The organism is Streptomyces sp. R302 (assembly GCF_012927245.1).
Classification (GTDB): domain Bacteria; phylum Actinomycetota; class Actinomycetes; order Streptomycetales; family Streptomycetaceae; genus Streptomyces.
In genome coordinates, this window is the sequence record NZ_JABBGE010000004.1 from 352,810 (window position 1) to 376,526 (window position 23,717).

23 protein-coding genes are annotated in these 23,717 nt (G+C 72.8%); 14 read left to right on the forward strand and 9 right to left on the reverse strand.

What is annotated here, in order from left to right; genetic code table 11:
• Nucleotides 1–2: 2 nt before the first annotated feature.
• Together HHL19_RS14545 and HHL19_RS14550 are read right to left on the reverse strand one after the other, a co-directional pair.
• On the reverse strand, nt 3–920 hold the full coding sequence (locus HHL19_RS14545; protein ID WP_169089496.1) for a 2-hydroxy-3-oxopropionate reductase: 918 nt from the start codon (nt 918–920) through the stop codon (nt 3–5).
• 47 nt (nt 921–967) lie between these two features.
• A complete protein-coding gene (locus tag HHL19_RS14550) occupies nt 968–1,819 on the reverse strand; it encodes a TIM barrel protein (RefSeq protein WP_169089498.1) in 852 nt (283 codons plus the stop codon).
• Between the two features lie 140 nt (nt 1,820–1,959).
• Between HHL19_RS14550 and HHL19_RS14555 the strand changes: the two genes are divergently transcribed.
• From HHL19_RS14555 to HHL19_RS14590, 8 genes are all read left to right on the forward strand, one after another.
• The gene (locus tag HHL19_RS14555) at nt 1,960–2,220 is read left to right on the forward strand and encodes a hypothetical protein (RefSeq protein ID WP_037881565.1); all 261 of its coding nucleotides are present in this window, start codon (nt 1,960–1,962) and stop codon (nt 2,218–2,220) included.
• A 44-nt stretch (nt 2,221–2,264) separates the two neighbouring features.
• On the forward strand, nt 2,265–2,585 hold the full coding sequence (locus HHL19_RS14560) for a helix-turn-helix domain-containing protein (protein ID WP_169090056.1): 321 nt from the start codon (nt 2,265–2,267) through the stop codon (nt 2,583–2,585).
• Between the two features lie 155 nt (nt 2,586–2,740).
• Nucleotides 2,741–3,256, forward strand: a complete 516-nt coding sequence (gene uraD, locus HHL19_RS14565) for a 2-oxo-4-hydroxy-4-carboxy-5-ureidoimidazoline decarboxylase (RefSeq protein WP_169089500.1) — start codon at nt 2,741–2,743, stop codon at nt 3,254–3,256.
• A complete protein-coding gene (gene uraH, locus HHL19_RS14570) occupies nt 3,253–3,660 on the forward strand; it encodes a hydroxyisourate hydrolase (RefSeq protein WP_169089502.1) in 408 nt (135 codons plus the stop codon). Before uraD ends, uraH begins: the two co-directional genes overlap by 4 nt.
• 5 nt (nt 3,661–3,665) lie before the next feature.
• The gene (gene pucL / locus HHL19_RS14575) at nt 3,666–4,589 is read left to right on the forward strand and encodes a factor-independent urate hydroxylase (protein WP_169089504.1); all 924 of its coding nucleotides are present in this window, start codon (nt 3,666–3,668) and stop codon (nt 4,587–4,589) included.
• A gap of 92 nt (nt 4,590–4,681) precedes the next feature.
• Entirely contained in the window at nt 4,682–6,100 is a 1,419-nt protein-coding gene (locus HHL19_RS14580) for a nucleobase:cation symporter-2 family protein (RefSeq protein ID WP_169089506.1), read from the forward strand.
• 48 nt (nt 6,101–6,148) lie between these two features.
• Entirely contained in the window at nt 6,149–7,537 is a 1,389-nt protein-coding gene (locus tag HHL19_RS14585; RefSeq protein WP_169089508.1) for an 8-oxoguanine deaminase, read from the forward strand.
• Between the two features lie 393 nt (nt 7,538–7,930).
• Nucleotides 7,931–9,280 (forward strand): nucleobase:cation symporter-2 family protein, encoded by a 1,350-nt coding sequence (locus HHL19_RS14590; RefSeq protein WP_240981623.1) that lies wholly within the window; start codon nt 7,931–7,933, stop codon nt 9,278–9,280.
• Between the two features lie 89 nt (nt 9,281–9,369).
• Here the strand turns inward: HHL19_RS14590 and HHL19_RS14595 are convergent, their stop codons facing one another.
• Nucleotides 9,370–9,981 (reverse strand): hypothetical protein, encoded by a 612-nt coding sequence (locus HHL19_RS14595; protein WP_169089512.1) that lies wholly within the window; start codon nt 9,979–9,981, stop codon nt 9,370–9,372.
• A gap of 176 nt (nt 9,982–10,157) precedes the next feature.
• Here HHL19_RS14595 and HHL19_RS14600 point away from each other — a divergent pair, with 176 nt between their 5' ends.
• Nucleotides 10,158–11,069, forward strand: coding sequence for a fibronectin type III domain-containing protein (locus tag HHL19_RS14600; protein ID WP_169089513.1), 912 nt, complete (start codon nt 10,158–10,160; stop codon nt 11,067–11,069).
• Between the two features lie 58 nt (nt 11,070–11,127).
• Nucleotides 11,128–12,924 (forward strand): hypothetical protein, encoded by a 1,797-nt coding sequence (locus HHL19_RS14605; protein ID WP_169089515.1) that lies wholly within the window; start codon nt 11,128–11,130, stop codon nt 12,922–12,924.
• Here the strand turns inward: HHL19_RS14605 and HHL19_RS14610 are convergent.
• From HHL19_RS14610 to HHL19_RS14620, 3 genes are all read right to left on the reverse strand, one after another.
• Nucleotides 12,911–14,056: a GDSL-type esterase/lipase family protein gene (locus tag HHL19_RS14610; protein ID WP_169089517.1), complete on the reverse strand. Its 1,146-nt coding sequence runs from the start codon at nt 14,054–14,056 to the stop codon at nt 12,911–12,913. The genes HHL19_RS14605 and HHL19_RS14610 overlap by 14 nt on opposite strands.
• A gap of 201 nt (nt 14,057–14,257) precedes the next feature.
• Nucleotides 14,258–15,880, reverse strand: coding sequence for a malate synthase A (aceB, locus tag HHL19_RS14615; RefSeq protein WP_169089518.1), 1,623 nt, complete (start codon nt 15,878–15,880; stop codon nt 14,258–14,260).
• A gap of 252 nt (nt 15,881–16,132) precedes the next feature.
• Complete coding sequence (locus HHL19_RS14620) at nt 16,133–16,750, reverse strand: nucleotidyltransferase family protein (protein ID WP_169089519.1); 618 nt, start codon at nt 16,748–16,750, stop codon at nt 16,133–16,135.
• Nucleotides 16,751–16,939: 189 nt separating this feature from the next.
• Here HHL19_RS14620 and HHL19_RS14625 point away from each other — a divergent pair, with 189 nt between their 5' ends.
• A complete protein-coding gene (locus HHL19_RS14625; RefSeq protein ID WP_169089520.1) occupies nt 16,940–17,251 on the forward strand; it encodes a DUF5955 family protein in 312 nt (103 codons plus the stop codon).
• A 26-nt stretch (nt 17,252–17,277) separates the two neighbouring features.
• Here the strand turns inward: HHL19_RS14625 and HHL19_RS14630 are convergent, their stop codons facing one another.
• Nucleotides 17,278–17,904: a response regulator transcription factor gene (locus HHL19_RS14630; RefSeq protein ID WP_169089521.1), complete on the reverse strand. Its 627-nt coding sequence runs from the start codon at nt 17,902–17,904 to the stop codon at nt 17,278–17,280.
• Nucleotides 17,901–19,097, reverse strand: a complete 1,197-nt coding sequence (locus HHL19_RS14635; RefSeq protein ID WP_169089522.1) for a sensor histidine kinase — start codon at nt 19,095–19,097, stop codon at nt 17,901–17,903. The genes HHL19_RS14630 and HHL19_RS14635 overlap by 4 nt, the downstream gene beginning before the upstream one ends.
• A gap of 113 nt (nt 19,098–19,210) precedes the next feature.
• On the opposite strand from HHL19_RS14635, the gene HHL19_RS14640 reads away from it, so the two are divergent.
• Both HHL19_RS14640 and HHL19_RS14645 read left to right on the forward strand, forming a co-directional pair.
• Nucleotides 19,211–20,290: an ABC transporter permease gene (locus tag HHL19_RS14640; protein WP_169089523.1), complete on the forward strand. Its 1,080-nt coding sequence runs from the start codon at nt 19,211–19,213 to the stop codon at nt 20,288–20,290.
• The gene (locus tag HHL19_RS14645) at nt 20,287–20,967 is read left to right on the forward strand and encodes an ABC transporter ATP-binding protein (RefSeq protein WP_169089524.1); all 681 of its coding nucleotides are present in this window, start codon (nt 20,287–20,289) and stop codon (nt 20,965–20,967) included. Before HHL19_RS14640 ends, HHL19_RS14645 begins: the two co-directional genes overlap by 4 nt.
• A 254-nt stretch (nt 20,968–21,221) precedes the next feature.
• Here HHL19_RS14645 and HHL19_RS14650 read toward each other — a convergent pair whose 3' ends face one another.
• Nucleotides 21,222–22,028 (reverse strand): IclR family transcriptional regulator, encoded by an 807-nt coding sequence (locus tag HHL19_RS14650; RefSeq protein ID WP_169089525.1) that lies wholly within the window; start codon nt 22,026–22,028, stop codon nt 21,222–21,224.
• 339 nt (nt 22,029–22,367) lie between these two features.
• Between HHL19_RS14650 and allB the strand changes: the two genes are divergently transcribed.
• A complete protein-coding gene (allB, locus tag HHL19_RS14655; RefSeq protein ID WP_169089526.1) occupies nt 22,368–23,705 on the forward strand; it encodes an allantoinase AllB in 1,338 nt (445 codons plus the stop codon).
• Nucleotides 23,706–23,717: the final 12 nt, after the last annotated feature.

Consider the following 23,717-nt stretch of genomic DNA (forward strand, 5'->3'; position numbering starts at 1 on the left):
GATCAGACCTGGGCGCCGGAGAGACGCTCGACGGCGCGGAGCAGGGCCGAGTGGTCCAGGCCGCCGTCACCCTGCGCGCGCAGCGAGGCGACGAGCTGGGCGACCACGGCGCCGACCGGGAGGGCCGCGCCGACGTTGCGGGCGGCGTCGGTCACGATGCCCATGTCCTTGTGGTGCAGGTCGATCCGGAAGCCGGGCTTGAAGTCCCGGTTCAGGAAGTTGTCCTTCTTGCGGGTCAGCACGGTCGAGCCGGCCAGACCGCCGTTGAGGACGTCGAGGGCGGCGTTGAGGTCCACGCCGGACTTCTCCAGGAAGACCACGGCCTCGGCGCACGCCTGGATGTTGACGGCGACGATGAGCTGGTTGGCCGCCTTGACCGTCTGGCCGGAGCCGTGCGGGCCGCAGAGCACGATGACCTTGCCGAGGGCCTCCAGGATCGGGAGGGCCTCGTCGAAGTCGGCCTGCTCGCCGCCGACCATGATGGAGAGCACGGCCTCGATGGCGCCGGCCTCGCCGCCGGAGACGGGGGCGTCGATGACGCGGATGCCCTTCTCCTTGGCGTTCTTGGCCAGGTCGACCGAGGTCTGCGGGGTGATCGACGACATGTCGATGATCAGGGCGCCCCGCTTGGCGTTCTCCAGGATGCCCTCGGGGCCGTAGGAGATCGCCTCGACCTGCGGGGAGGCGGGCACCATCGTGATGACCACGTCGGCGTCCTTGACGGCCTCGGCGATCGAGCCGGCCACGGTGCCGCCGGCGGCGGCCAGGCGGTCCAGCTTGTCCTGCTCCAGGGTGAAGCCGGTGACCGAGTAGCCGGCCTTGATCAGGTTCTCGGACATGGGGGAGCCCATGATGCCGAGGCCGATCCACGCGATCGCCGGGCGGGTGGGCTGGGAGGAGCTGGGGAGGTTGGTGCTCATGGTGAGGGTGCCTCTCAAAACAGGGTGATACGGGGAGGGGGCCTGCGTCAGCGGGCCGGGCGGGCCTCGGCGGGCAGCCACTCGAAGGACGCGGCGGCGTCGGCGGCCTTGTACTCCAGGCCCACGAAGCCGTCGTAGCCGGCCTTCTTCAGCTCGTCGAGGAGCTGCTCCAGGGGGAGCTCGCCGGTGCCCGGGGCGCCGCGGCCCGGCATGTCCGCGATCTGGACGTGGCCGGTCTTCGCCGCGTACTCGGCGATGACGGCGCTGACGTCCTCGCCGTTCATGGCCAGGTGGTAGATGTCGAGGAGGAACTTGGCGTTGCCGAGCCCGGTGGCCTCGTTCACCTTGTCGACGACCTCGATCGCGGAGGGGGCGCTCACCAGCGGGTAGAGCGGCGACTCCGGCTTGTTCAGGGTCTCGATCAGCAGGATCGCGCCGACGCGGTCGGCGGCGCGGGCGGCCAGGACCAGGTTCTCCAGGGCGAGGGCGTCCTGGGCCTCCGGGTCGACGCCCTCCACGCGGTTGCCGTAGAGCGCGTTGAGCGCCTTGCAGCCGACCGAGGCGGCGAAGTCCGCGGCGATGTCGATGTTGGCCTTGAACCGGTCGGACTCCTCGCCCGGGACCGAGACCGCGCCGCGGTCCGGGCCGGGGAGCTGTCCGGCGTAGAAGTTCAGGCCCACCAGCTGGGTGCCGGCGTCCTCAAGGGCCTTCTTGAGGGCGTCGAGCTCGCTCTGCTCGGGGGTGGCGGTGTCGATCCAGGGCCACCACAGCTCGACCGCGGTGAAGCCGGCCGCGGCGGCGGCCGCGGGGCGCTCCAGGAGCGGGAGTTCCGTGAAGAGGATCGACAGGTTCACATCGAAGCGCTGGTCCGTGCCGGCGCCTACTGAGAAGCGGGCCATGAGGGGCGGCGCTCCTTCCGTATTGCGGAAGTCGTTTTCTGTCTGACGGAAGGTTGCCGGGCGAGCGTCCGACTTGTCAAGAGGTCCCCGCAGGTCCGGGGCTCCCCAGTGGCTCGAACGGCCCGTAGCGTGGGGGCATGGTGCGTTTGAGAGTGGAGTTCACGACCGAGCCGTTCGACCTCGACGAGGCGCCGGCCCACGCGGTCGTGGCTCGTGAGGTCATCCAGTCGGCCGAACTGGACGCCGTCGATGTCGGCCCCTTCGGCAACACCGCGGAAGGCGGCGCCGACGCCGTGCTCACCGCCGTCGACGAGCTGCTGCGCAAGGCGCTCGGTGCCGGTGCCACCCGGGTCTCGCTCCAGGTCAACGTGATCGGTGAGGGCGGGGAGGACGCGAAGTGACCGAGCATCCCTTGGCGGCGGCGGTGAAGCCGCTGGTCGACGCGATGGGCGCGGAAGTGCTGGAACCGGCGCAGGCCGCGGCCGACGACATCGTCCTGTCCTGGGAGGGCGAGGACGTCCTCGCCGTACGGCTGCCGCAGCTGTCGGACTCCCTGGACCGCATTCTCGCGGCGATGGAGCGCCGGCACGGGATGCCGCTGGCCGAGCTGGACCGCAAGACCAAGCAGGAGGTCGTACGGCTCCTGGAGGCGCGCGGCGCCTTCTCCGTGCGTCACGGAGTGGAGACGGTGGCCGGTGCGCTCGGCGTCAGCCGCTTCACCGTCTACAACTACCTGAACAGGGAAAACGCCTCCAAGAACGCCTAGTTGATCAAGAATGGCCACAAGCCGTCGTCCGCATGCCGGGACGACGGCTTTTGTGTCCCCGAGTTTTCAACAAAGTGTTGACGTCCTGTTGCCGAGGGCGTTAGCTATCCGCAGCCCGTCCGACGCACAGCGAAAAACAGCCACGGAGGCTTCCCGTGACTTCAGGTACGACACCGGGCCTCACCCGGTTCAACACCTCGGCGGACAGCGAGGCTCTCGCCGCGCTCCACGAGGTGTGCTCCAGTTCGGCGTGGGGGAGCAAGATCCTCGCCCAGCGCCCGTACACCACCGCCGAAGCCCTCTTCCTCGCCAGCGACGCCGCCATGGCCGAGCTGACCGCCGAGGACCTGGCCGAGGCGATGGCGGGCCACCCGCCGATCGGTCGTCCGAAGGAAGGGGATGCCACCTCCACCCGCGAGCAGAGCGGGATGGCCGGCTCCTCCGCCGAGCTCAAGGCCGAGATGCTCGAACTGAACCTGGCCTACCAGGAACGCTTCGGCCACGTCTTCCTCATCTGCGCCACCGGCAGGACCGGCGAGCAGATGCGCGACGCGGTCAAGGACCGGATCGGCAACTCGCCCGAGCGCGAGCGCGAGATCGTCCGCGCCGAACTGGGCAAGATCAACCGCATCCGGCTCACCCGTCTCGTAGAGGAAGAGAGCGCCGCATGAGCACCGACACCACGGCCTCGGTGTCCACCCACATCCTGGACACCAGCATCGGACGCCCCGCGGAGGGCGTGGCGATCACCCTCGCCGCCCGCGCCGGCTCCGATGCCGCCTGGGTCGCGCTCGGCGGCTCGGCCACCGACGCCGACGGACGGTGCAAGGACCTTCCGGCCCTGCCGGTCGGCACCACCCACGTACGCCTCGACTTCGAGACCGAGGCGTACTTCCTGAGCAAGCAGAACCAGCAAGCCGAGGCGCAGCAGGACGCCCCCGCGAATCGGGACAGCGGTCCGGCCGGTGCTTTCTTCCCGGAGGTGGCGATCACGTTCGCCGTCACGCCGGGCGAGCACTACCACGTACCGCTGCTGCTCAACCCGTTCGGCTACTCCGTTTACCGAGGGAGCTAGCAGACATGCCCACGATTCTCGGCCAGAACCAGTACGGCAAAGCAGAGAACCGCGTCGTCAAGATCACGCGGGACGGCGCCACCCACCACATCAAGGACCTGAACGTCTCCGTCGCCCTCTCCGGCGACCTCAGCGACGTCCACCTCACCGGCTCCAACGCCCACTGCCTCCCCACCGACACGACGAAGAACACCGTCTTCGCGTTCGCCAAGGAGTACGGCATCGAGTCCGCCGAGCAGTTCGGCATCCACCTCGCCCGCCACTTCGTGACGAGCCAGGAGCCGATCAAGCGGGCCCGGATCCGGATCGAGGAGTACGCCTGGGAGCGCATCGCCTCCTCGGACGCCAACTCCAAGTTCATCGGCGCCGACGAGGTCAACCACTCCTTCGCCCGCAAGGGCCAGGAGACCCGCGTCACCCAGATCACCTACGACGGCGAGAAGTGGGAGGTCATCTCCGGCCTCAAGGACCTCGTCGTCATGAACTCCACCAACTCGGAGTTCTGGGGCTACATCAAGGACCAGTACACCACCCTCCAGGAGGCGTACGACCGCATCCTGGCCACCCAGGTGTCCGGCCGCTGGCGGTTCAACTGGACCGACGACGACCAGCGCATGCCCAACTGGGAGCGGTCCTACGAGCAGACCAGGCGCCACATGCTCGAAGCCTTCGCGGAGACCTACTCGTACTCCCTCCAGCAGACGCTGTACCAGATGGCCACGCGGATCATCAACCACCGCGCGGAGATCGACGAGGTGCGCTTCTCGCTCCCCAACAAGCACCACTTCCTGGTGGACCTGGAGCCCTTCGGGCTCAAGAACGACAACGAGGTCTACTACGCCGCGGACCGCATGTACGGCCTCATCGAGGCCACGGTCCTGCGCGACGGCGCCGAGGCGCTGATCCCGGTCGACATGACCAATCTCTGAGTGGCACCACATCTCTGAGCGGCACTGAGTGACCCGGTCCCCGCCCGCCCGCAGTCGGGCGGGGACCGGCACCAGACCGGAGGGAACCCAGCATGGCACTGCCCGCAAAGGGGCCGGCGTCCGCCGAAGGCCCGTGTTCCACCCCGTCGACCACCGAGGCCCCCGCCCAGGCCGCCGGCCATCCGGTCGACGAGAAACTCCCCGCCTCGCGGCTCGTCCCCGCGGCACTCCAGCACATCGCCGCCATGTACGCCGGCGTCGTCACCCCTCCGCTCATCATCGGCCAGGCCGTCGGCCTGGACGCGGCCGGGATGACCCGGCTCATCGCCGCCAGCCTCCTGATCGCCGGTCTCGCCACCATCCTGCAGACCCTCGGCATCCGGAACCTCGCCGGCAACCGGCTCCCGTTCGTCAACGCGGCCTCCTCCGCGGGCATCGCCCCCATGCTGGCCATCGCCGAGACGAGCGCCCCCGGACACCAGCTCCCCGCCATCTACGGCGCGGTCATGGTCGCCGGTGTCTTCTGCCTCGCCGTCGGCCCCTTCTTCGGCCGGCTCCTCCGCTTCTTCCCGCCACTGGTCACCGGTGTCGTCATCACCCTGATCGGCGTCACCCTGATGCCCGTGCCCGTCAGCTGGGCCCAGGGCGGCGACAAGACCGCCGCCGACTTCGGCGCCATGAAGTACCTCGCCCTCGCAGGCTTCACCCTGGTCGTCGTCCTGCTCTTCCAGCGCTTCGGCCGCGGCTTCGTCAAGCAGATCGCCCTGCTCCTCGGCCTGCTCATCGGCACCCTCGCCGCGATCCCCTTCGGCATGGCCGACTTCAGCGCCCTGCGCGAGGCGCCCGTCGCCGCCCTGCCCGCCCCCTTCGCCTTCGGCGCCCCCGAGTTCCAGCCCGCCGCGATCCTCTCCCTGTGCATCGTGATGCTGGTCCTCATGACCGAGTCCAGCGCCGGCATGCTCGCCCTCGGCGAGATCTGCGAACGCCCCAGCGACGGGCGGACCATCACCCGGGGCCTGCGCACCGACGGCATCGCCACCCTGCTCGGCCCCGTCTTCGGCGGCTTCCCGACCTCCGCCTTCGCGCAGAACGTCGGCGTCGTCTCGCTCACCCGGGTCCGCTCCCGCTACGTGGTCGCCGTCGCAGGCGGCGCCCTCCTGGTGCTCGGCGCCTTCCCGGTCCTCGGCGCGGTCGTCTCCATGGTCCCGATGCCCGTCCTCGGCGGCGCCGGCATCGTCCTCTTCGGCTCCATCGCGGTCAGCGGCATCCGGACCCTCTCCGAGGCCGGACTCGACGACAGCTCCAACATCATCCTGGTGGCCGTCGCGCTCGGCGCGGGCATCATCCCGCTCGCCGCGCCCACCTTCTACGCCGGCTTCCCCGCCTGGGCACAGACCGTGCTCGGCTCCGGCATCAGCGCGGGCGCGCTCGTCGCCGTCCTGCTGAACCTGTTCTTCCATCATCTCGGCACCCGGAGCCGTCAGACGGTCCCGGCACTCAAATCCTCCTAGGGTCCTGCCGTGCCCACCCCACCCATGAGGAATGAAGGAAGCACCGCCATGGCAGCACCTTCGGCAGCCCAGCGCATCGTCATCGAGAACGCGGCGATCGCCACCGTCGACGCGAACGACACCGAGTACGCCTCCGGGTACCTCGTCGTCGCCGACAACAGGATCGAGTCCCTCGGCCCCGGCAAGGCCCCCGAGAACCTGGAGAACGTGGTCCGGCGGATCGACGCCACCGGCCACCTGGTCACCCCCGGCCTGGTCAACACCCACCACCACTTCTACCAGTGGATCACCCGGGGCCTCGCCACCGACCACAACCTCTTCAACTGGCTGGTCGCGCTCTACCCGACCTGGGCCCGCATCGACGAGCAGATGGTGCGCGTCGCCGCCCAGGGCTCGCTCGCCATGATGGCCCGCGGCGGCGTCACCACCGCCATGGACCACCACTACGTCTTCCCGCAGGGCTCCGGCGACCTCTCCGGCGCCATCATCGGCGCCGCCTCCGAGATGGGCGTGCGCTTCACCCTGGCCCGCGGCTCCATGGACCGCAGCGAGAAGGACGGCGGCCTGCCGCCGGACTTCGCCGTCGAGACCACCGAGGGCGCGCTCGCCGCGACCGAGGAGACCGTCAAGAAGTTCCACGACGCCTCCTTCGACTCGATGACCCAGGTCGCCGTCGCCCCCTGCTCGCCCTTCTCCATCTCCACCGAGCTGCTCCGCGAGGGCGCCGCCCTCGGCCGCCGCCTCGGCGTGCGCATGCACACCCACGGCTCGGAGACCGTGGAGGAGGAGAAGTTCTGCCACGAGCTCTTCGGCATGGGCCCGACCGACTACTTCGAGTCGACCGGCTTCCTCGGCGAGGACGTGTGGATGGCGCACTGCGTCCACATGAACGACTCCGACATCGCCGCCTTCGCCCGCACCAGGACCGGCGTCGCCCACTGCCCGTCGTCGAACGCGCGCCTCGCCGCCGGCATCGCCCGCGTCCCCGACATGCTGAAGGCGGGCGTCCCGGTCGGCCTCGGCGTCGACGGCACCGCCTCCAACGAGTCCGGCGAGCTCCACACCGAACTGCGCAACGCCCTCCTCATCAACCGCCTCGGCGCCCACCGCGAGTCCGCGCTCAACGCCCGCCAGGCGCTGCGCCTCGGCACCTACGGCGGCGCGCAGGTCCTCGGCCGCGCCGACAACATCGGCTCCCTGGAGGCCGGCAAGCTCGCCGACTTCGTCCTCTGGAAGATCGACGGCCTCGGCCACTCCTCCATCGCCGACCCGGTCACCGCCATCGTCTTCGGCGCGGCGGCCCCGGTCACCGCCTCCTTCGTCAACGGCAAGCAGATCGTCGAGAACAACCGGCTGCTCACCGTCGACGAGGACACCATCGCGCGCGACGCGCGCACGGAGGCCCAGCGCCTGGCCCGCATCGCGGCCCAGGGCTGACCCTCCCCCCGGAATCCGGTCGGGGGGGACGGCCCCCGACCGGTCGCCGCGGACCCCAGCGGGCTCCGCGGCAGCCCGACCGGGCGGCGCCGTACGCACCCGTCGTACGGCGCCGCCCGGGACGGCCACACCCGCCCGCACCCCCACCGGGCCCCCCGTCCCCGCGCCGCACCCCTTCCTCCGGCGCACCGCACCACCCCGCACCGAGCCGCACCTCCTGCACTTCGCACCGCATCGCACCACCTCCCTGACACCCGCGTCACCGCCGACGTGTACCCGACCGGAGGAACCGCCGTGGCCGACGAGCCCCAGGTTCGCAATGCACAAGACGCAGGCACCGCCCCCGGAGACCGGACCAGACATCCGGTCGACGAGACCCTGCCCCCACTGAAGATGTTCACCAGCGGCCTCCAGCACGTGGCCGCCATGTACGCGGGCGTGGTGGCCCCGCCGCTGATCGTCGGAGCGGCCGTCGGCCTCTCCGGCACCGAGCTCACCTTCCTGACCGGCGCCAGCCTCTTCACCGCCGGCCTCGCCACCTTCCTCCAGACCCTCGGAGTCTGGAAGATCGGCGCCAAGCTGCCCTTCGTCAACGGCGTCACCTTCGCGGGCGTGGCCCCGATGCTCGCCATCATCGACACCACGAAGGACAAGGCGGACGCGCTCCCCGTCATCTTCGGCGCGATCATCGTCGCCGGCCTGCTCGGCTTCCTCGCCGCGCCGTGGTTCTCCCGGCTCGTGCGCTTCTTCCCGCCGGTGGTCACCGGCACCGTCATCACCCTCATCGGCATCTCGCTGCTGCCGGTCGCCTTCGGCTGGGCGCAGGGCCCCAACCCCGCTGCGGACGACTACGGTTCGAGCAGGTTCCTCGCCCTGGCCGCCGTCACCCTGGCGATCGTCCTGCTGCTGCGCCGCTTCACCCGCGGCTTCCTCAAGCAGATCGCGGTCCTCGTCGGCCTGGTCCTCGGCACGCTGATCGCCATACCCTTCGGCGCCACCGACTTCTCCCCGGTGACCGAGGTCGACCTCGTCGGCTTCCCGAGCCCCTTCCACTTCGGCGCCCCGCAGTTCGCGCTCGCCGCGATCATCTCCATGTGCGTCGTCATGCTGGTCTCGATGACCGAGTCCACCGCCGACATGCTGGCGCTCGGCGAGATCGTCGAGCGGCCCGCCGACGAGAAGACCATCGCGGCCGGTCTGCGCGCCGACACCCTCGGCTCGGCGATCAGCCCGCTCTTCAACGGCTTCATGTGCAGCGCCTTCGCGCAGAACGTCGGCCTGGTCGCCATGACCAGGATCCGCAGCCGCTTCGTCGTCGCCTGCGGCGGCGGCCTGCTGGTCCTGATGGGCCTCTCGCCGGTGATGGCCTCGCTGATCTCGGTGGTGCCCCGCCCGGTCCTCGGCGGCGCCGGCGTCGTCCTCTTCGGCTCCGTCGCGGCCAGCGGCATCCAGACCCTGGTCAAGGCCGGCCTGGAGAAGGACAACAACGTCCTCATCGTCGCCGTCTCGCTGGCCGTCGGCATCATCCCGATCACAAGTCCGGGCTTCTACCACGCCTTCCCGCAGACCGCGCAGATCATCCTGGACTCCGGCATCTCCACCGGCTGCGTCGCCGCCGTCCTGCTCAACGTGGTCTTCAACCACTTCGGCCGCCGTACGGACGACGACGAGGTGACCGCGCCGATGGAACCGGGCGACGAGATCTCGGAGACCCGCACCGCGAAGGCGGTCCACGTCCACTAGGGCCCGAAGCCTCCGGACGACCCGTCCCGCCCGCCCCGGGCCCCGCGCACCACGCGGGGCCCGGGGCGGCGGCGTGCGGTCCGGCGCCCTCACCGCGACTCCAGGGCGATGCGCCGGGCACACTCGGGGGCCAGCGCCGGATACGCGGCGGCGATCGCCTCGTACTGCCTGCGCCGCAGCAGCCGCTCGGCCTCGCGGCGGCCCGTGTCGCCGTACAGCCCGTCGAGCAGCGTCTCGTACCGCGCCAGCGTCTGCCGCAGATAGCCCACCTGCCACCGCGCCGGCGCACCGGGCGAGAACCCGCCGCCCTCGCCGCCGCCCGCTCCGCCCGCCCCGCCCGCCGTCATCAGCCGCCGGTGGCGCGCCGCCCGCCGCTCCAGCTCGGCCGCCGGCAGCCTCGGCACCAGGAGCGGCTCGGCCCGGATCGCCGCGAGCACGGCCGCCCGCCGCCCCTCGGCCAGCACCCCGACGGCGCTGCCGCGCCCCCGCACGGCCAGGGACGAGGAGGCCGCCGCGAACTCGGGCGTCCGCTCCACCGCCTCGACCCGCGCGAGCAGGTACAGCCGCAGCGGCCGGAGCGCGTACCGCCGCGGATCGCGCCCCTGCACGTCCGGAAGCCCGAGCAGCTCCCGGATCATCGCGTCGCTCCAGCCGCGCCGCCGCACCCCGGCCGGCGACACGTAAAGCCAACGGTCCGTCATGATCCCCCCAAGAATCGACTACGGAGAGTAACGATTCCAGTGAAGCGCACCCCACCGACAACGCCCCCTTGCCAACCGCCCGACCCGCATGCCATATAGGTCTGGACCATTCCGACGGAGACGGAGGCCGGCCCGTGCGATGCCCTCAACGCCCGCTCACCACAAGCCTGTTGGTCATGCTCGTGCTCGGCGCCTGTGCCCGTGCCGAACCACCGGACTCCACCCCGCCGACCGCCCCCACCGGCCTCACCGCCGCCTCCGGCAGCTCCACCACCGTCCACGTCATGTGGGAGGCCGCCACCGACGACCGGGCCGTCACCGGCTACCAGGTCCTCCAGGACGGCCGCCCCGTCAAGGACCTCCCCGCCACCACCGTCATGACCGACGTCACCGGCCTCGCCCCCGGCAGCCGCCACACCTACGCCGTCACCGCCCGCGACGCCGCCGGCAACACCTCGCCCGCCACCCCCGCCGTCACCGCCACCACCCTGCGCGCCACCGCCGACGACCGCGAACCCCCCACCGCCCCCGGCACCCTCCACGCCACCCCCGACGGCTCCACCGCCGCCGTCCTCACCTGGACCCCGGCCCGCGACGACACCCGCGTCACCGCCTACGACGTCCACCAGGCCGGCGTCCGCATCCACACCGCGCCCGGCACCGCCACCACCGCCCGCCTCACCGGCCTGCGCCCCGGCACCGCCTACTCCCTCACCCTCCGCGCCCGCGACGCCGCCGAGAACTCCTCCCCGGACAGCCCCCCGGCCGAGCTCACCACCGCCCCCGCCCCCGGCGCGCCCCCCAACACCTCCCCGCGCGCCCTCACCGCCACCTCCGCCGACGGCGAGATCACCCTCACCTGGACCCCGCCCGAGACCGGAGCGCCCGTCACCCACCACGAACTCCACATCGACGGCCGCTTCGCCACCACCATCGCCTGGGGTGCCGCCCCACCTCCCGGCCGCGCCACCTACACTTTCCCCGCCCAGGCGAAACCCGGCACCACCTACACCCTCACCCTCCGCGCCCGCCTCCCCGACGGCACCTGGGGCGACTTCTCCGCCCCCCACACGGTCACCGTGCGCTGAGCGGCACCCGGGGGTGTCCCTCAGGCCGTTCGCGGCGACCCCGAACTACCCTGGAACCGTGGCCGAGACCGTTCTCACCAATACCGGGCTGGACAGGTTCCTGGAGCTGCTCGACGGCAGGCCGGAGCACCGTGATCCCGCGTTCCGGCGGGCCGCCGAGGTCGTCCTCGGGCTGCTCGCGCTGCGTGGCGCCGACCGGGGCAGCGGGGTGCCGGAGCCCACGCCGGAGCTGGTGCGGCGGCTGCTCGTCGAGGATCTGCCCGCCTTCGTGTACGTGCCGCCCGGCGAGCTGTCCGGCTACCGGGCGGTCGTCGGCGAGCTCGCCGGGCGGTTCGACGGGGGGCTCCGGGAGCGGATCGCCGCCGTCGTCGACGAGAGCGCCGGGGACTTCGAGCGGGCCATGGCCGACCCCGGGAACCTCACCTGGTACCGGTGGTACGCCTCGCTGCTGCGGACCGTCGGCACCGACCTCGGCGACGCCGAGGACGTGCGGCGGCGGATCGGCGCCCTGGACGGGGCGCCGCTGCCCGACGGGGTGCTGCGCGCCGATCTCATGGGGCGTACCGCGCTCGCCGACACCGTGCTCGCCGAGGCCGTCGCCCGCGCCTACGTACGGGACGCCGAGGAACCGCCCGCCGTCGGGCCGCTGCTCAGCGACCACGCCGTCGCCGCCGGCGTCGGCCGGGTCGCCGCCGCGCTCCTCGACCGGTGGACCGCCGCCGGCCTCGCCGACCAGCTCACCGGCGCCTACGCCCGCTTCGCCCCCGGCCCCGACGACTTCCCCCACCTCGTCCTCGCCGACGCCCTCCTCGACGAGCACATGGACTACTACGGGGACACCTCGATCGCCGTGCCGCCGCCCGGTGAGGAGGAGGCCGGGGACGCCGAGCGGGACGCCGACGCCCTGCTCGCCGCCGTCGAGGAGCTGGCCGAGGAGGAGTACGAGCCCTACGGCGGCGAGGCCCCGCACCTGCTGTACGCGCTCTACCAGCGCGGCTGCGCCGCCGACTCGATCGCCCGGCGCGCCGCCGAGTACGAGGACTGGAGCGTCGACCCGGCCCTGGAGGACGTGCCCGTCGCCGTGCCGGAGGGGGTGACGGGCGAGTATGTCACCCCGCCCGTGCCCGAGCTCGTCCGGCTGCTCGGTTCGGCCGGGCTCGGCGAGGACGACCGGGCCCGCCTGGAGGGCCCCGCCCGCGAACTCGCCGCCGTCGCCGACCGGCTGGCCGCCACCGGCCTCGTACTGCGCGCCGGCGACGCCTTCGGACTCACCCCGCGCGGCGCCGCCACCGTCCGCTACCTCCTCCGGGTCCGCCGGGTCGCCGCGCCCACCGCCGCCGAGGCGGTCGCCTGGCCGGCCGCGGAACTGGTGGCCGCCGCCGCGCAGTGGCCGCACACGCCCGCCGCGCGCGTGCTCGCCGACTGGCTGCACGCGCGCGGGGACACCGCCGACGCCTGGGCGGAGCTGCTCGCCGCCTTCGCGCCCGCTCACGCGCACGCCGCCGAAGGAGCCGACGTACGTGCCCTGTTCGGGCTCCTCGACACCGCCACCGCCCCGCCCGGCGCCCTGCGCGGCGCGCTCCGGGACCCGGTGATCGGCGCCTCCGCGCTGTACGCGCTGCGCGCCCGCGGCGAGGACGCCGACCCGGTCCAGGTGCCGGTCTCCGCCCGCGCCCTGGACCTCCTGGACCGGCTGCCCGGCAAGAAGGGGCCGCTGGAGTCCCGGCGGGCCGCCTTCGACGCGGCCGCCGCCGACTGGCCGGGCGGCTCGGCCGCCCTCGTCAAGGCGATGGCCGAGGCCGATCCGCACGGCGCGCGGAGGGTCCTCGGCCCGCTGGGCATCAGCCTGCCGTGAGGTACATCCCCGAGGGGCCCGTGCCCGCCGTGTTGCGGCAGGCGCGGTGGCCCGAGGGGACGGCGTGGATCAGCGCCAGGCAGCGCCCGAGGGCCTGCTGACCGTACGCGTTGGGGTGCATCGACTCCTGGACGAGGCCCTGCGTGGACCGGCTGTCGATCCACCGCGCCCACTCGCTGGACGCCCCCGACGGCGGCAGGGAGGCCGTCACCTGGCGGCTCGCCTTCGCGCACACCTCGCGCCCCTGGAGCGCGTCCCGCAGGTCGAGGAACTGCGCGCCCTTCGCCACCGCGACCTGCCGCAGCCGCCCGGAGAGCTGCGGGACGAGGGAGTCCCGCGCCCAGTCGGAGTCCTTGTTCCAGAACGGGCAGCCGCCGGTGTTCGTCCGCGACCAGCCGCTCTCGGAGTAGCGGTTCTCGGCGGCGCGGGGGATGGGGGAGGGGTAGGACTGGAGCACGATCCGGTAGTCGGAGGAGGCGTAGCCCGCGCCGGTCATCACCGCGCGGATCTCGTCGACCGCCTTGCCGACGGAGGCCATCGCCGCGTCGATGCGGGCGTCGACCTCGGCCTGCTGGTCGTCGTGGCAGTAGGAGTACCAGACGATGTAGTCGGTGGCGCAGGTGGTGATGATGTCGGCGAAGCCGAGGTCGTTGCCGCCGATCGACAGCGCGATCAGCTTCACGTCGTTCGCGGCGGCGACGGCGGCCAGCCGGTCGGCCTGCGGGGCCTCGCCCTTGTACGCCCGGCCGCCCTGCGAGGCGCGGAAGACGTTCTCGGTGGTCGCCCCGGAGCAGGCCAGGTTGATCAGGTTGCTCGCGAGGGGGCCGGCGCTCCTGACCTCGGAGACGTCCGAGCGGTGGCAGCCGCCGGCGGTGGAGCCGTACACCCGGGAGGGGTCGTAGCCGCTGCCCGTCCAGGCGCGGTCGGTGCCGTCGCGGCCGCCGGAGTTCGTGAGGCTGTTGCCGAGCCAGCGGCCGGCCTCGCCGGAGATGTAGCTGTCGCCCATGGCGACGACGGCGGTGGGGCCGGTGCCGGGGGAGGCCTCGGCGGCCGGGGCGGCGGCGGTGGCCAGTCCGGCGGCGGTACACAGGGCCAGGAGTGCGCGCAGCGCGCGGCGGGGGGTCGAGGGCATGGCTGTGTGCTCCTGCGGTACGCAGTGACGTGGGGGACAGCCGCCGGCCGGTGGCATGGCGGAATCTCGCACGCGCTGACTTATTACCGCTAGGTAGCTGCATATCTCGGTTGCGTCACGTCCCCTGTGACACGACAGGGCCCGGGCCCCGGAGCTGTGCGTTCGCCGGGGGCCGGGCCCTGTGCGGGGGTGCGTCGGAGATCAGCCGACGAGCTGCTCGTACGCGGGGAGGGTGAGGAAGTCCGCGTAGTCCGCGTCGAGGGAGACGTGGAGGAGGAGGTCGTGCGCCTGCTGCCACTTGCCGGCCGCGAAGGCCTCCTCGCCGATCTCGGCGCGGAGGGCGGCGAGCTCCTCGGCGGCGACCTTGCGGGCCAGCTCAGGGGTGGCGGTCTCGCCGTTCTCGAAGACCACGCCGGCGTTGATCCACTGCCAGATCTGCGAGCGGGAGATCTCGGCGGTGGCCGCGTCCTCCATCAGGTTGAAGATGGCGACGGCGCCGAGGCCGCGCAGCCACGCCTCGATGTAGCGGATGCCGACCTGGACGGCGTTGCGCAGGCCGTCGTAGGTGGGCTTGGCGTCGAGCGAGTCGATGGCGATGAGGTCGCCGGGCGCCACGGAGACGTCCTCGCGGAGGCGGTCCTTCTGGTTGGGCCTGTCGCCGAGGACGGCGTCGAAGGAGGCCATGGCGATCGGGACGAGGTCGGGGTGGGCGACCCAGGAGCCGTCGAAGCCGTCGCCGGCCTCGCGGTCCTTGTCGGCCTTGACCTTCTCGAAGGCGACCTTGTTGACCTCGGCGTCCTTGCGGGACGGGATGAAGGCCGCCATGCCGCCGATGGCGTGCGCGCCGCGCTTGTGGCAGGTGCGGACGAGGAGTTCGGTGTACGCGCGCATGAACGGGGCCGTCATCGTGACCGCGTTGCGGTCCGGGAGGACGAACTTCTGCCCGCCGTCGCGGAAGTTCTTGACGATGGAGAAGAGGTAGTCCCAGCGGCCCGCGTTGAGGCCGGCGGCGTGGTCGCGGAGCTCGTAGAGGATCTCCTCCATCTCGTACGCGGCCGTGATCGTCTCGATGAGGACGGTGGCGCGGACGGTGCCCTGCGGGATGCCGACGTAGTCCTGGGCGAAGACGAAGACGTCGTTCCAGAGGCGGGCCTCCAGGTGCGACTCGGTCTTCGGCAGGTAGAAGTACGGGCCCTTGCCGAGGTCGATCAGGCGCTGCGCGTTGTGGAAGAAGTACAGGCCGAAGTCGACGAGCGCGCCGGGCACCGGGCGTCCCTCGAACGTGAGGTGACGCTCCTCCAGGTGCCAGCCGCGCGGCCGCATGACGACCGTGGCGAGCTCCTCGGCGGGCCCCAGGGCGTACGACTTGCCGGTGCGGGCGTCGGTGAAGTCGATGTTCCGGGTGTAGGCGTCGATCAGGTTGACCTGGCCGAGGACCACGTTCTCCCAGGTGGGGGCAGAGGCGTCCTCGAAGTCCGCGAGCCACACCTTCGCGCCGGAGTTGAGCGCGTTGATCGTCATCTTGCGGTCGGTCGGACCGGTGATCTCGACGCGGCGGTCGTTCAGGGCCGCCGGGGCCGGCGCGACCTTCCAGGAGTCGTCGGCGCGGATCGCCGCGGTCTCCGGCAGGAAGTCGAGGGTGGAGGTGCGGGCGATCTCGGCGCGGCGCTCGGCGCGGCGGGCGAGCAGCTCGTCCCGGCGCGGGGTGAAACGGCGGTGGAGCTCGGCGACGAAGGCGAGGGCGGCCTCCGTCAGCACCTCCTCCTGGCGCGGCAGGGGCTCGGCGTCGACGACGACCAGGGGGGACGGCGCTGGTGCGGACATGAACTGTCACTTCCTTCAGCGGACTACGGGCGGTGCCTGGCGGCCGCCGGGCGTCAGGGACGGCACGGAGTGCCGCGATGCCGAGATACGGCCGCGAGCGCCCTCACAAGGGATGAGGCGCTTCTAAGCAGTGGATATTAGTTTCCTCATGGTGGAAGTTCAATCGTTTGTTGATGTCGAGATTCTTCGGGTCGACAGATCATGGCTCCCGGTGCCAGCCCCTTCACTCCAGGTGCCCGCCCACGGCCCTCCTCACCCGTCGAGCCGGTACAGATCCGCCTCCGTGTCGATGTCGAAGGGCTCCGCCACATCCCCGCACTCCACCAGCGCGAGCGCCTCCCGGTGCGCCGCCAGATACTCCCGCGCGCCCCGGTCGCCCTCCGCGCCCGCCGCGATCCCGGCCCACCGGTCCGCCCCGAACAGCACCGGATGCCCCCGCCTCCCGTCGTACGCGGCCGCCGCCAGCGCGTCCCGCGCCCCGTACGCCCCCCGCACCCGCGCCACCGCCGCCGCGCCGATCCCCGGCTGGTCCACCAGCGACACCAGCGCCGCGTCCACCCCGCGCGGATCCGCCGCCAGCGAGGCCAGCCCCACCCGCAGCGAGGACCCCATCCCCTCGGCCCACTCCGGGTTCTCCACCACCACGCAGCCCGGCAGCTCCGCCCGCTCCCGTACGAGCTCCGCCGCGGCGCCGAGCACCACGTGCACCACCGGGCAGCCGCCCTCGCGCAGCACCCGCACCGCGTTCTCGACCAGTGGCCGGCCCCGGTACGGCAGCAGCGCCTTCGGCCGCCCGCCGAGCCGGCGGCCCCCTCCGGCCGCGAGCAGCAGCCCGGCGACGAGAGGCGTTCCGTGGGTCTCGGGAGTCATGGGATTCAGGGGAGTCATGGAGGACTGCATACCGCATGACACGGAATGACACGGTCGCATGAATGCGCGGCACCCCCTCTTCCCCGCCGGGCGGCCGGGGAGTTAACTGTCCGCACTCCGGGGGCCAGACCGCCGTCCCGGGGCACCTGGACGGACGTCTCGGCGTGGGGGGAGACCGTGTTGCGGAGCGTGGGGCAGAGGCGAGTGACCGGCGAGGCAGTGGACCCGAGAGTGGCCGGACTGCGGTCCGCCGTGTCCCGGCTCCGGCGGGAACTGGCCGGACACCGGGTGGACTTCGCCGACCGCGAGATCGCCGAGGACGAACTCGCCGCGCTCGACGCGATGGCCGTCAGCGGCGCCCCCGAGGTGTGGCGGCTGCGCCGCAGCCTGCTCCTCGTCGCCGGCTCCCTCGGCTCCGTCAGCGCCCTCTCCGACGCCCTCACCGGCGTGCGCCACGCCGTCGAGCTCTTCGGCCCGCCCGGCCCGCCGTCCCCCCGCTGACCGGCGCACCGCGGCGGGGGCACGCGCTACCGCCGGATCAGCCGCCGCTCACGGGCCGCCGCCACCGCCGCCGTCCGCGAGTCCACGCCCAGCTTCGCGAAGACGTGCACCAGATGCGACTTCACCGTCGCCTGGCTGAGGAACAGCACCTTGCTGATCTGCTGGTTCGACAGCCCCTCGCCGACCAGCTGGAGCACCTCCAGCTCCCGCTTCGTCAGCGCCTCCGCAGGCGTCCGCATCCGGTCCATCAGCCGGTGCGCCACCGCCGGGGCCAGCGCCGACTGGCCGGCCGCCGCCGTCCGCACCGCCGCCGCCAGCTCCTCCGGCGGCGCGTCCTTCAGCAGATAGCCCGAGGCCCCGGCCTCCACCGCCGCCAGGATGTCGGCGTCGGTGTCGTACGTCGTCAGCACCAGCACCCGCGGCCCGCCCGGCACGGCCGTGATCGCCGCCGTCGCCTCCGAACCGTGCATCCCCGCGCCGAACTGGAGGTCCATCAGGACCACGTCCACGCCCCCGGCCGCCGCGAGCTCCACCGCCCGCTCCGCCGTCGCCGCCTCGGCGACCACCGTGAAGCCCGGCTCGGTGTCGAGCACCGCGCGCAGCCCCGCCCGGACCACCGGATGGTCGTCGGCGAGGAGAAGTCGGACGGTCATGAGGCGGCTCCTGCGGGATGGGGGAGGGGGAGCGGGAGGGAGACGGCGACGGCGGTGCCCTGGCCCGGCGCCGACTCGACGGTGAACGAGCCGCCCAGCGACTCCGCCCGCGAGCGCATCGCCGGAAGCCCGAAACCGCCGTCCGAGGACGGGCGCACCGAAGCCGGGTCGAAGCCCCGGCCGTCGTCCACGACGTCCAGGGTCACCGACGCGTCCATGAACGACAGGGTGATCTCCGCCCGCGAGGCCGAGGCGTGCCGCACCGTGTTCCCCAGCGCCGACTGCGCGATCCGCAGCAGCGCCACCTCGTACGGCGTCGGCAGCTCCACCGGCGTCCCGCTCACCGAGAACCGCACCCGCGGCCCCGCGCCCGGCTCGCACAGCCGCTCCAGGGCCGCCGCCAGCGAACCCCGCTCCAGATCCGGCGGTGTCAGCGCCCGCACGAAACGACGCGCCTCCGCGAGGTTCTCCTGCGCCGCCCGCCGCGCCCGGTCGATGTGCCCCGCCGCCGGCGAACCCTCCGGCAGCGCCCGCTCCGCCGCCCGCAGCAGCAGCTGGATCGACGACAGCCCCTGCGCCAGCGTGTCGTGGATCTCCCGGGCCAGCCGCTCCCGCTCGGCCAGCGTCCCCGCGTGCCGCTCCGCCGCCGCCAGCTCCGCCCGGGTCGTGATCAGCTCCTCGATGAGCCGCTGCCGCCGCTCGCTCTCCCGGTACAGCGCCTGATAGCCGAGGACCGTCGCCACCGCCACCGCGGCGCCGAGCAGCGGCCCGATGAAGACCCCCGGGTTGAGGGCGGCGCCATGGCCGACGTACGAGAGGATCGCCGCGCCCGCCGTCAGCGCCACCGACGGCAGCGACCAGCGCGCCGGCAGCAGGTGCAGCTGCAGGAAGTACAGCGGGAACGCCAGCCACAGCGCCTCCGGCGTCGCCCACAGCAGCGCCAGCCAGGACAGCGCGAGCACCGCCAGCCAGCCGGCCGCCGCCCGCTGCGAGCGCCGTACGGAGGGGAGCCAGGCCCCGGCCGCGTACACGGCGCCCATGACGGCCGCGAGGACCGTGCCTGCCGTGGAGCGGGCGCGCACCGCCGCCAGGACCAGGAGTCCCGCCATCAGGAGGTGCAGACAGAGGCGGAGGGCGCGGAGGACGGGGGTGAGGCTTCGCCGGGTGGGCGGGAGGGAGAAAAGGAGCTCCATGACCCCACCAGGGTAGACAGAGGCCCGGTCCGGCCGGGTCAACCAAAAGTTTGAAGGGGGAGCCATCCGTGGCGCGATGCCCGCGGCCGGGCGCGGGCACCAGGCTTGGTCCCATGTTCGTGGCATGGAGAGACCTGAGATTCGCCAGGGGACGGTTCGCCCTCATGGGCACGGTGATCGTGCTGATCACCCTGCTCGTGGGGCTCCTTTCCGGGCTGACGGCCGGACTCGCGCGGGAGAACGTCTCCGCGATCACCGGCCTGCCCGCCGACCGCGTCGCCTTCGCCGCCCCGCCCGCCGGGCAGTCGGTCTCCTTCACCAACTCGACGGTGACGGAGGAGCAGTGGACCGGGTGGGCGGAGCGGCCCGGCGTGACCGCGGCGGCACCGCTCGGCATCCGCACCCTCAACGCGGTGGCGGGCGAGCGGACCGCCGCCGTCTCCGCCTTCGGCACGCGGCCCGGCGACGGGCTCGCGCCCGGCGCGGTGGCGCCCGGCGAGGCCGTCCTCTCCGCGTCGGCCGCGAAGGAACTCGACGCACGCGTCGGCGACACGGTCCGGCTCGGCCCGCTGGAGGCCCGCGTCTCGGCGGTCGCCGGGGACGCCTCGTACAGCCACACGCCCGTCGTGTGGACCGCCCTCGGCGACTGGCAGCGGCTCGGGCAGAGCGGCGGCGCGGCGGCGGGGGAGCGGGCGACGGTGATCGTGCTGCGCGGCGACGGCGCCGACTGGGCGGGTGGTGACGCGGCGGCCGGCACGGAGGCGCGGACCGTCGAGGGCGCGCTCACCGCCATCGGGTCGTACCAGGCGGAGAACGGCTCCCTGCAGCTCATGCGCGGTTTCCTCTTCGTGATCTCCGCGCTGGTCATAGGGGCGTTCTTCACGGTGTGGACGATCCAGCGCAGCGGCGACGTCGCCGTCCTGAAGGCGCTCGGCGCCTCCACCCCGTACCTGCTGCGCGACGCGCTCGGCCAGGCGGTGCTGATGCTGGTGGCGGGCACGCTGCTCGGCACCGCCCTCGCCCTCGGCATCGGGGCGCTGGTCTCCGGCGGGGACGTCCCCTTCGTCCTCTCGCCGCTGACCGTCCTCGGGCCGGCCGGCGTGATCATCGTGCTCGGCGCGATCGGCTCCGCCCTGTCCATCCGGCGGATCACCGCCGTCGACCCCCTCACCGCGCTCGGGAGCGTCCGATGAGCCTCGTCCTCGATGCCGTGACCCTGACCTACCCCGACGGCGACGGGCGGCTCACCGCCCTCGACGAGGTCTCCCTCACCGTCCCGGCCGGGCGCCTCACCGCCGTCGTCGGCCCCTCCGGCTCCGGCAAGTCCAGCCTGCTCGCCGTCGCCGCGACCCTCGTCACGCCCGACCGGGGGCGGGTCGTCGTCGCGGGCACGGACACGGCGGGCCTCGACGCGGCCGGGCGGGCGGAGCTCCGCCGCACCTCGATCGGGATCGTCTTCCAGCAGCCGAACCTGCTGCCCTCGCTGATGGCGGTCGAACAGCTCCAGGTCATGGCGCACCTGTCCGGACGTCCACCGGCCTCGGTACGCGCCCGGGCCATGGAGCTCCTCGACGCGGTCGGCCTCGCGGACCGCGCCGCGCGCCGCCCCCACCAGCTGTCCGGCGGTCAGCGCCAGCGGGTCAACATCGCGCGCGCCCTGATGAACGAGCCGTCGGTCCTGCTGGTCGACGAGCCCACGAGCGCGCTGGACCACGAGCGGGGCGCGGCGGTCGTGGCGCTGCTCGCGGATCTGACCCGGTCCCGTGGCACGGCGACGGTCCTCGTGACCCACGACCGGACCCACCTGTCGGCCGCCGACGAGGTGACGACGGTCCAGGACGGCCGCCTGAGCCTCACGACCCGCGCGTGACGCCCCCGCCCGTGTGGGCATACGTCCCGCTAGGGCGGGACGGGTGGGCACACGGGACGGCGCGCCCAGCCGCGCCCAGGCTTTCCGCGCCTGAACCCGCACCCCTTGTGCGACGCCGTACCGGTGCGGGTTCAGGCGCAGGAGCGGAGGCACCCGCTAACGGTGCCGTTCCGTTGTGCCCACCCGTTCCGCCCTAGCGGAACGTATGCCCACAACGAAACGGCGGCCCGGCCCCGCAACCGGCGCGGCGGGGGTTACGGCTGGCCGTTGCCTGTGGTGTTGGCGAGGGCCGCGGAGAGTTCGCGGGCCACCTGCTGGAGGATGGGGACGATCTTCTCCGTCGCCGCCTCGGTGACCCGGCCCGCCGGGCCCGAGATGGAGATCGCCGCCGCCGTGGGCGAGTCGGGGACGGAGACCGCGAGGCAGCGGACTCCTATCTCCTGCTCGTTGTCGTCGACGGCGTACCCCGTCTCCCGCACGTCGGCGAGCGCCGCGAGGAACCCGTCCGCCGTGGTGATGGTCTTGTCCGTCGCCGCCGGCATGCCGGTGCGGGCGAGCAGCGCCCGTACCTCCTCGTCCGGCGTGTGCGCGAGGAGCGCCTTGCCGACGCCCGTGGAGTGCGGCAGCACCCGCCGCCCGACCTCGGTGAACATCCGCATGGAGTGCTTGGACGGCACCTGCGCGACGTACACGATCTCGTCGCCGTCGAGGAGCGCCATGTTCGCCGTCTCGCCGGTCTCCTCGACGAGCCGTGCCAGGTAGGGCCGGGCCCAGGTGCCGAGGAGGCGGGAGGCGGACTCGCCGAGGCGGATGAGCCGGGGGCCGAGCGCGTACCGCCGGTTCGGCTGCTGGCGGACGTATCCGCAGGCGACGAGCGTGCGCATCAGGCGGTGGATGGTCGGCAGCGGCAGCCCGCTGCTGGCGGACAGCTCGCTGAGCCCGACCTCGCCCCCCGCGTCGGCCATCCGTTCCAGAAGGTCGAAGGCGCGCTCAAGGGACTGGACGCCCCCGCTTGCGGCGGGCTTGGCGGCGTCGGTGGTGCTGGCGCTGGACGTCGGCACGTCAACGGTCCTTTCGGGGCAGGCGGGCAAGGCAGCAGCCTACCGGGCCGCCGGGCCGGGCACAGTGTGCGGGGCCCGGCGAACCGGCCGGTCAGCGGGGTGTTTGTCCGTTGTCGACGGCTGCTCGGCGCGGGTCTGGACCACCCCGCCTGTACGGAGCTACCTTCTACTGTACGAAATATCGATTCCACTTTGTGGAAAGATCCAAGCGGGTCCGGTCGGGTGCCGCCCGTGGGGGCCCGCTCTTGACGGCGTGCCGCCCCGGCCGCAGACTCCTTCAACAGTTCGTTGAATTTCTGCTTTCCCGGAACTGCGACCGGAAGCGGAACGGAAAGGGGCATGGTGGACGTCAACCTGGTACTGCGCTCGACTCGGGTGATCACCCCGGAGGGCACACGGCCGGCGGCCATCGCCGTCTCGGACGGAACGATCGCGGCGGTCCTGCCGTACGACGCCGAGGTGCCCGCCGGAGCGGTCCTGGAGGACGTCGGCGACGACGTCGTCCTCCCCGGCCTCGTCGACTCGCACGTCCACGTGAACGACCCCGGCCGCACCGAGTGGGAAGGCTTCTGGACCGCCACCCGCGCGGCGGCCTCCGGCGGCATCACCACCATCGTCGACATGCCGCTCAACTCCCTCCCGCCGACCACCACGGTGGAGAACCTGCGCGTCAAGCAGGACGTCGCCCGCGCCAAGGCGCACGTCGACGTCGGCTTCTGGGGCGGCGCCCTGCCGGACAACGTCAAGGACCTCCGCCCCCTGCACGACGCCGGCGTCCACGGCTTCAAGTGCTTCCTGTCGCCCTCCGGCGTCGAGGAGTTCCCCGAGCTCGACCAGGAGCAGCTGGCCCGCTCCCTCGCCGAGATCGCCGGCTTCGACGGGCTGATGATCGTCCACGCCGAGGACCCCCACCACCTCGCCGCCGCCCCGCAGAAGTCCTCGTCCCAGTACGCCGACTTCCTCGCCTCCCGGCCCCGCGACGCCGAGAACACCGCGATCGCGAACCTCATCGACCAGGCCCGCCGGCTCGGCGCCCGCGTCCACGTCCTCCACCTCTCCTCCTCCGACGCGCTGCCGCTCATCGCCGCCGCCAAGGCCGAGGGCGTCAAGGTGAGCGTCGAGTCCTGCCCGCACTTCCTCACCCTCACCGCCGAGGAGATCCCGGACGGGGCCACCGAGTTCAAGTGCTGCCCGCCCATCCGCGAGGCCGTCAACCAGGACGCGCTGTGGCAGGGGCTCGCCGACGGCGTCATCGACTGCATCGTCTCCGACCACTCGCCGTCCACCGCCGACCTCAAGACGCCGGACTTCTCCTCCGCCTGGGGCGGCATCTCCTCCCTCCAGCTCGGCCTGCCCGCCATCTGGACCGAGGCCCGCCGCCGCGGCTTCGACCTCACCGACGTCGTCCGCTGGATGTCCGAGGGCCCCGCCCGCCTCGCCGGCCTCGACCGCAAGGGCGCCATCGAGCCCGGGCGCGACGCCGACTTCGCCGTCCTCGACCCCGACGCCACCTTCACCGTCGACCCGGCCGAGCTCCAGCACCGCAACCGCATCACCGCCTACGCCGGCAAGACCCTCCACGGCGTCGTCAGGTCCACCTGGCTCCACGGCCGCAAGATCAACGACGGCGGGACCCTGGCCGAGCCCTCCGGCCGCCTCCTCGAAAGGAACAACTGACCCGTGACCGGG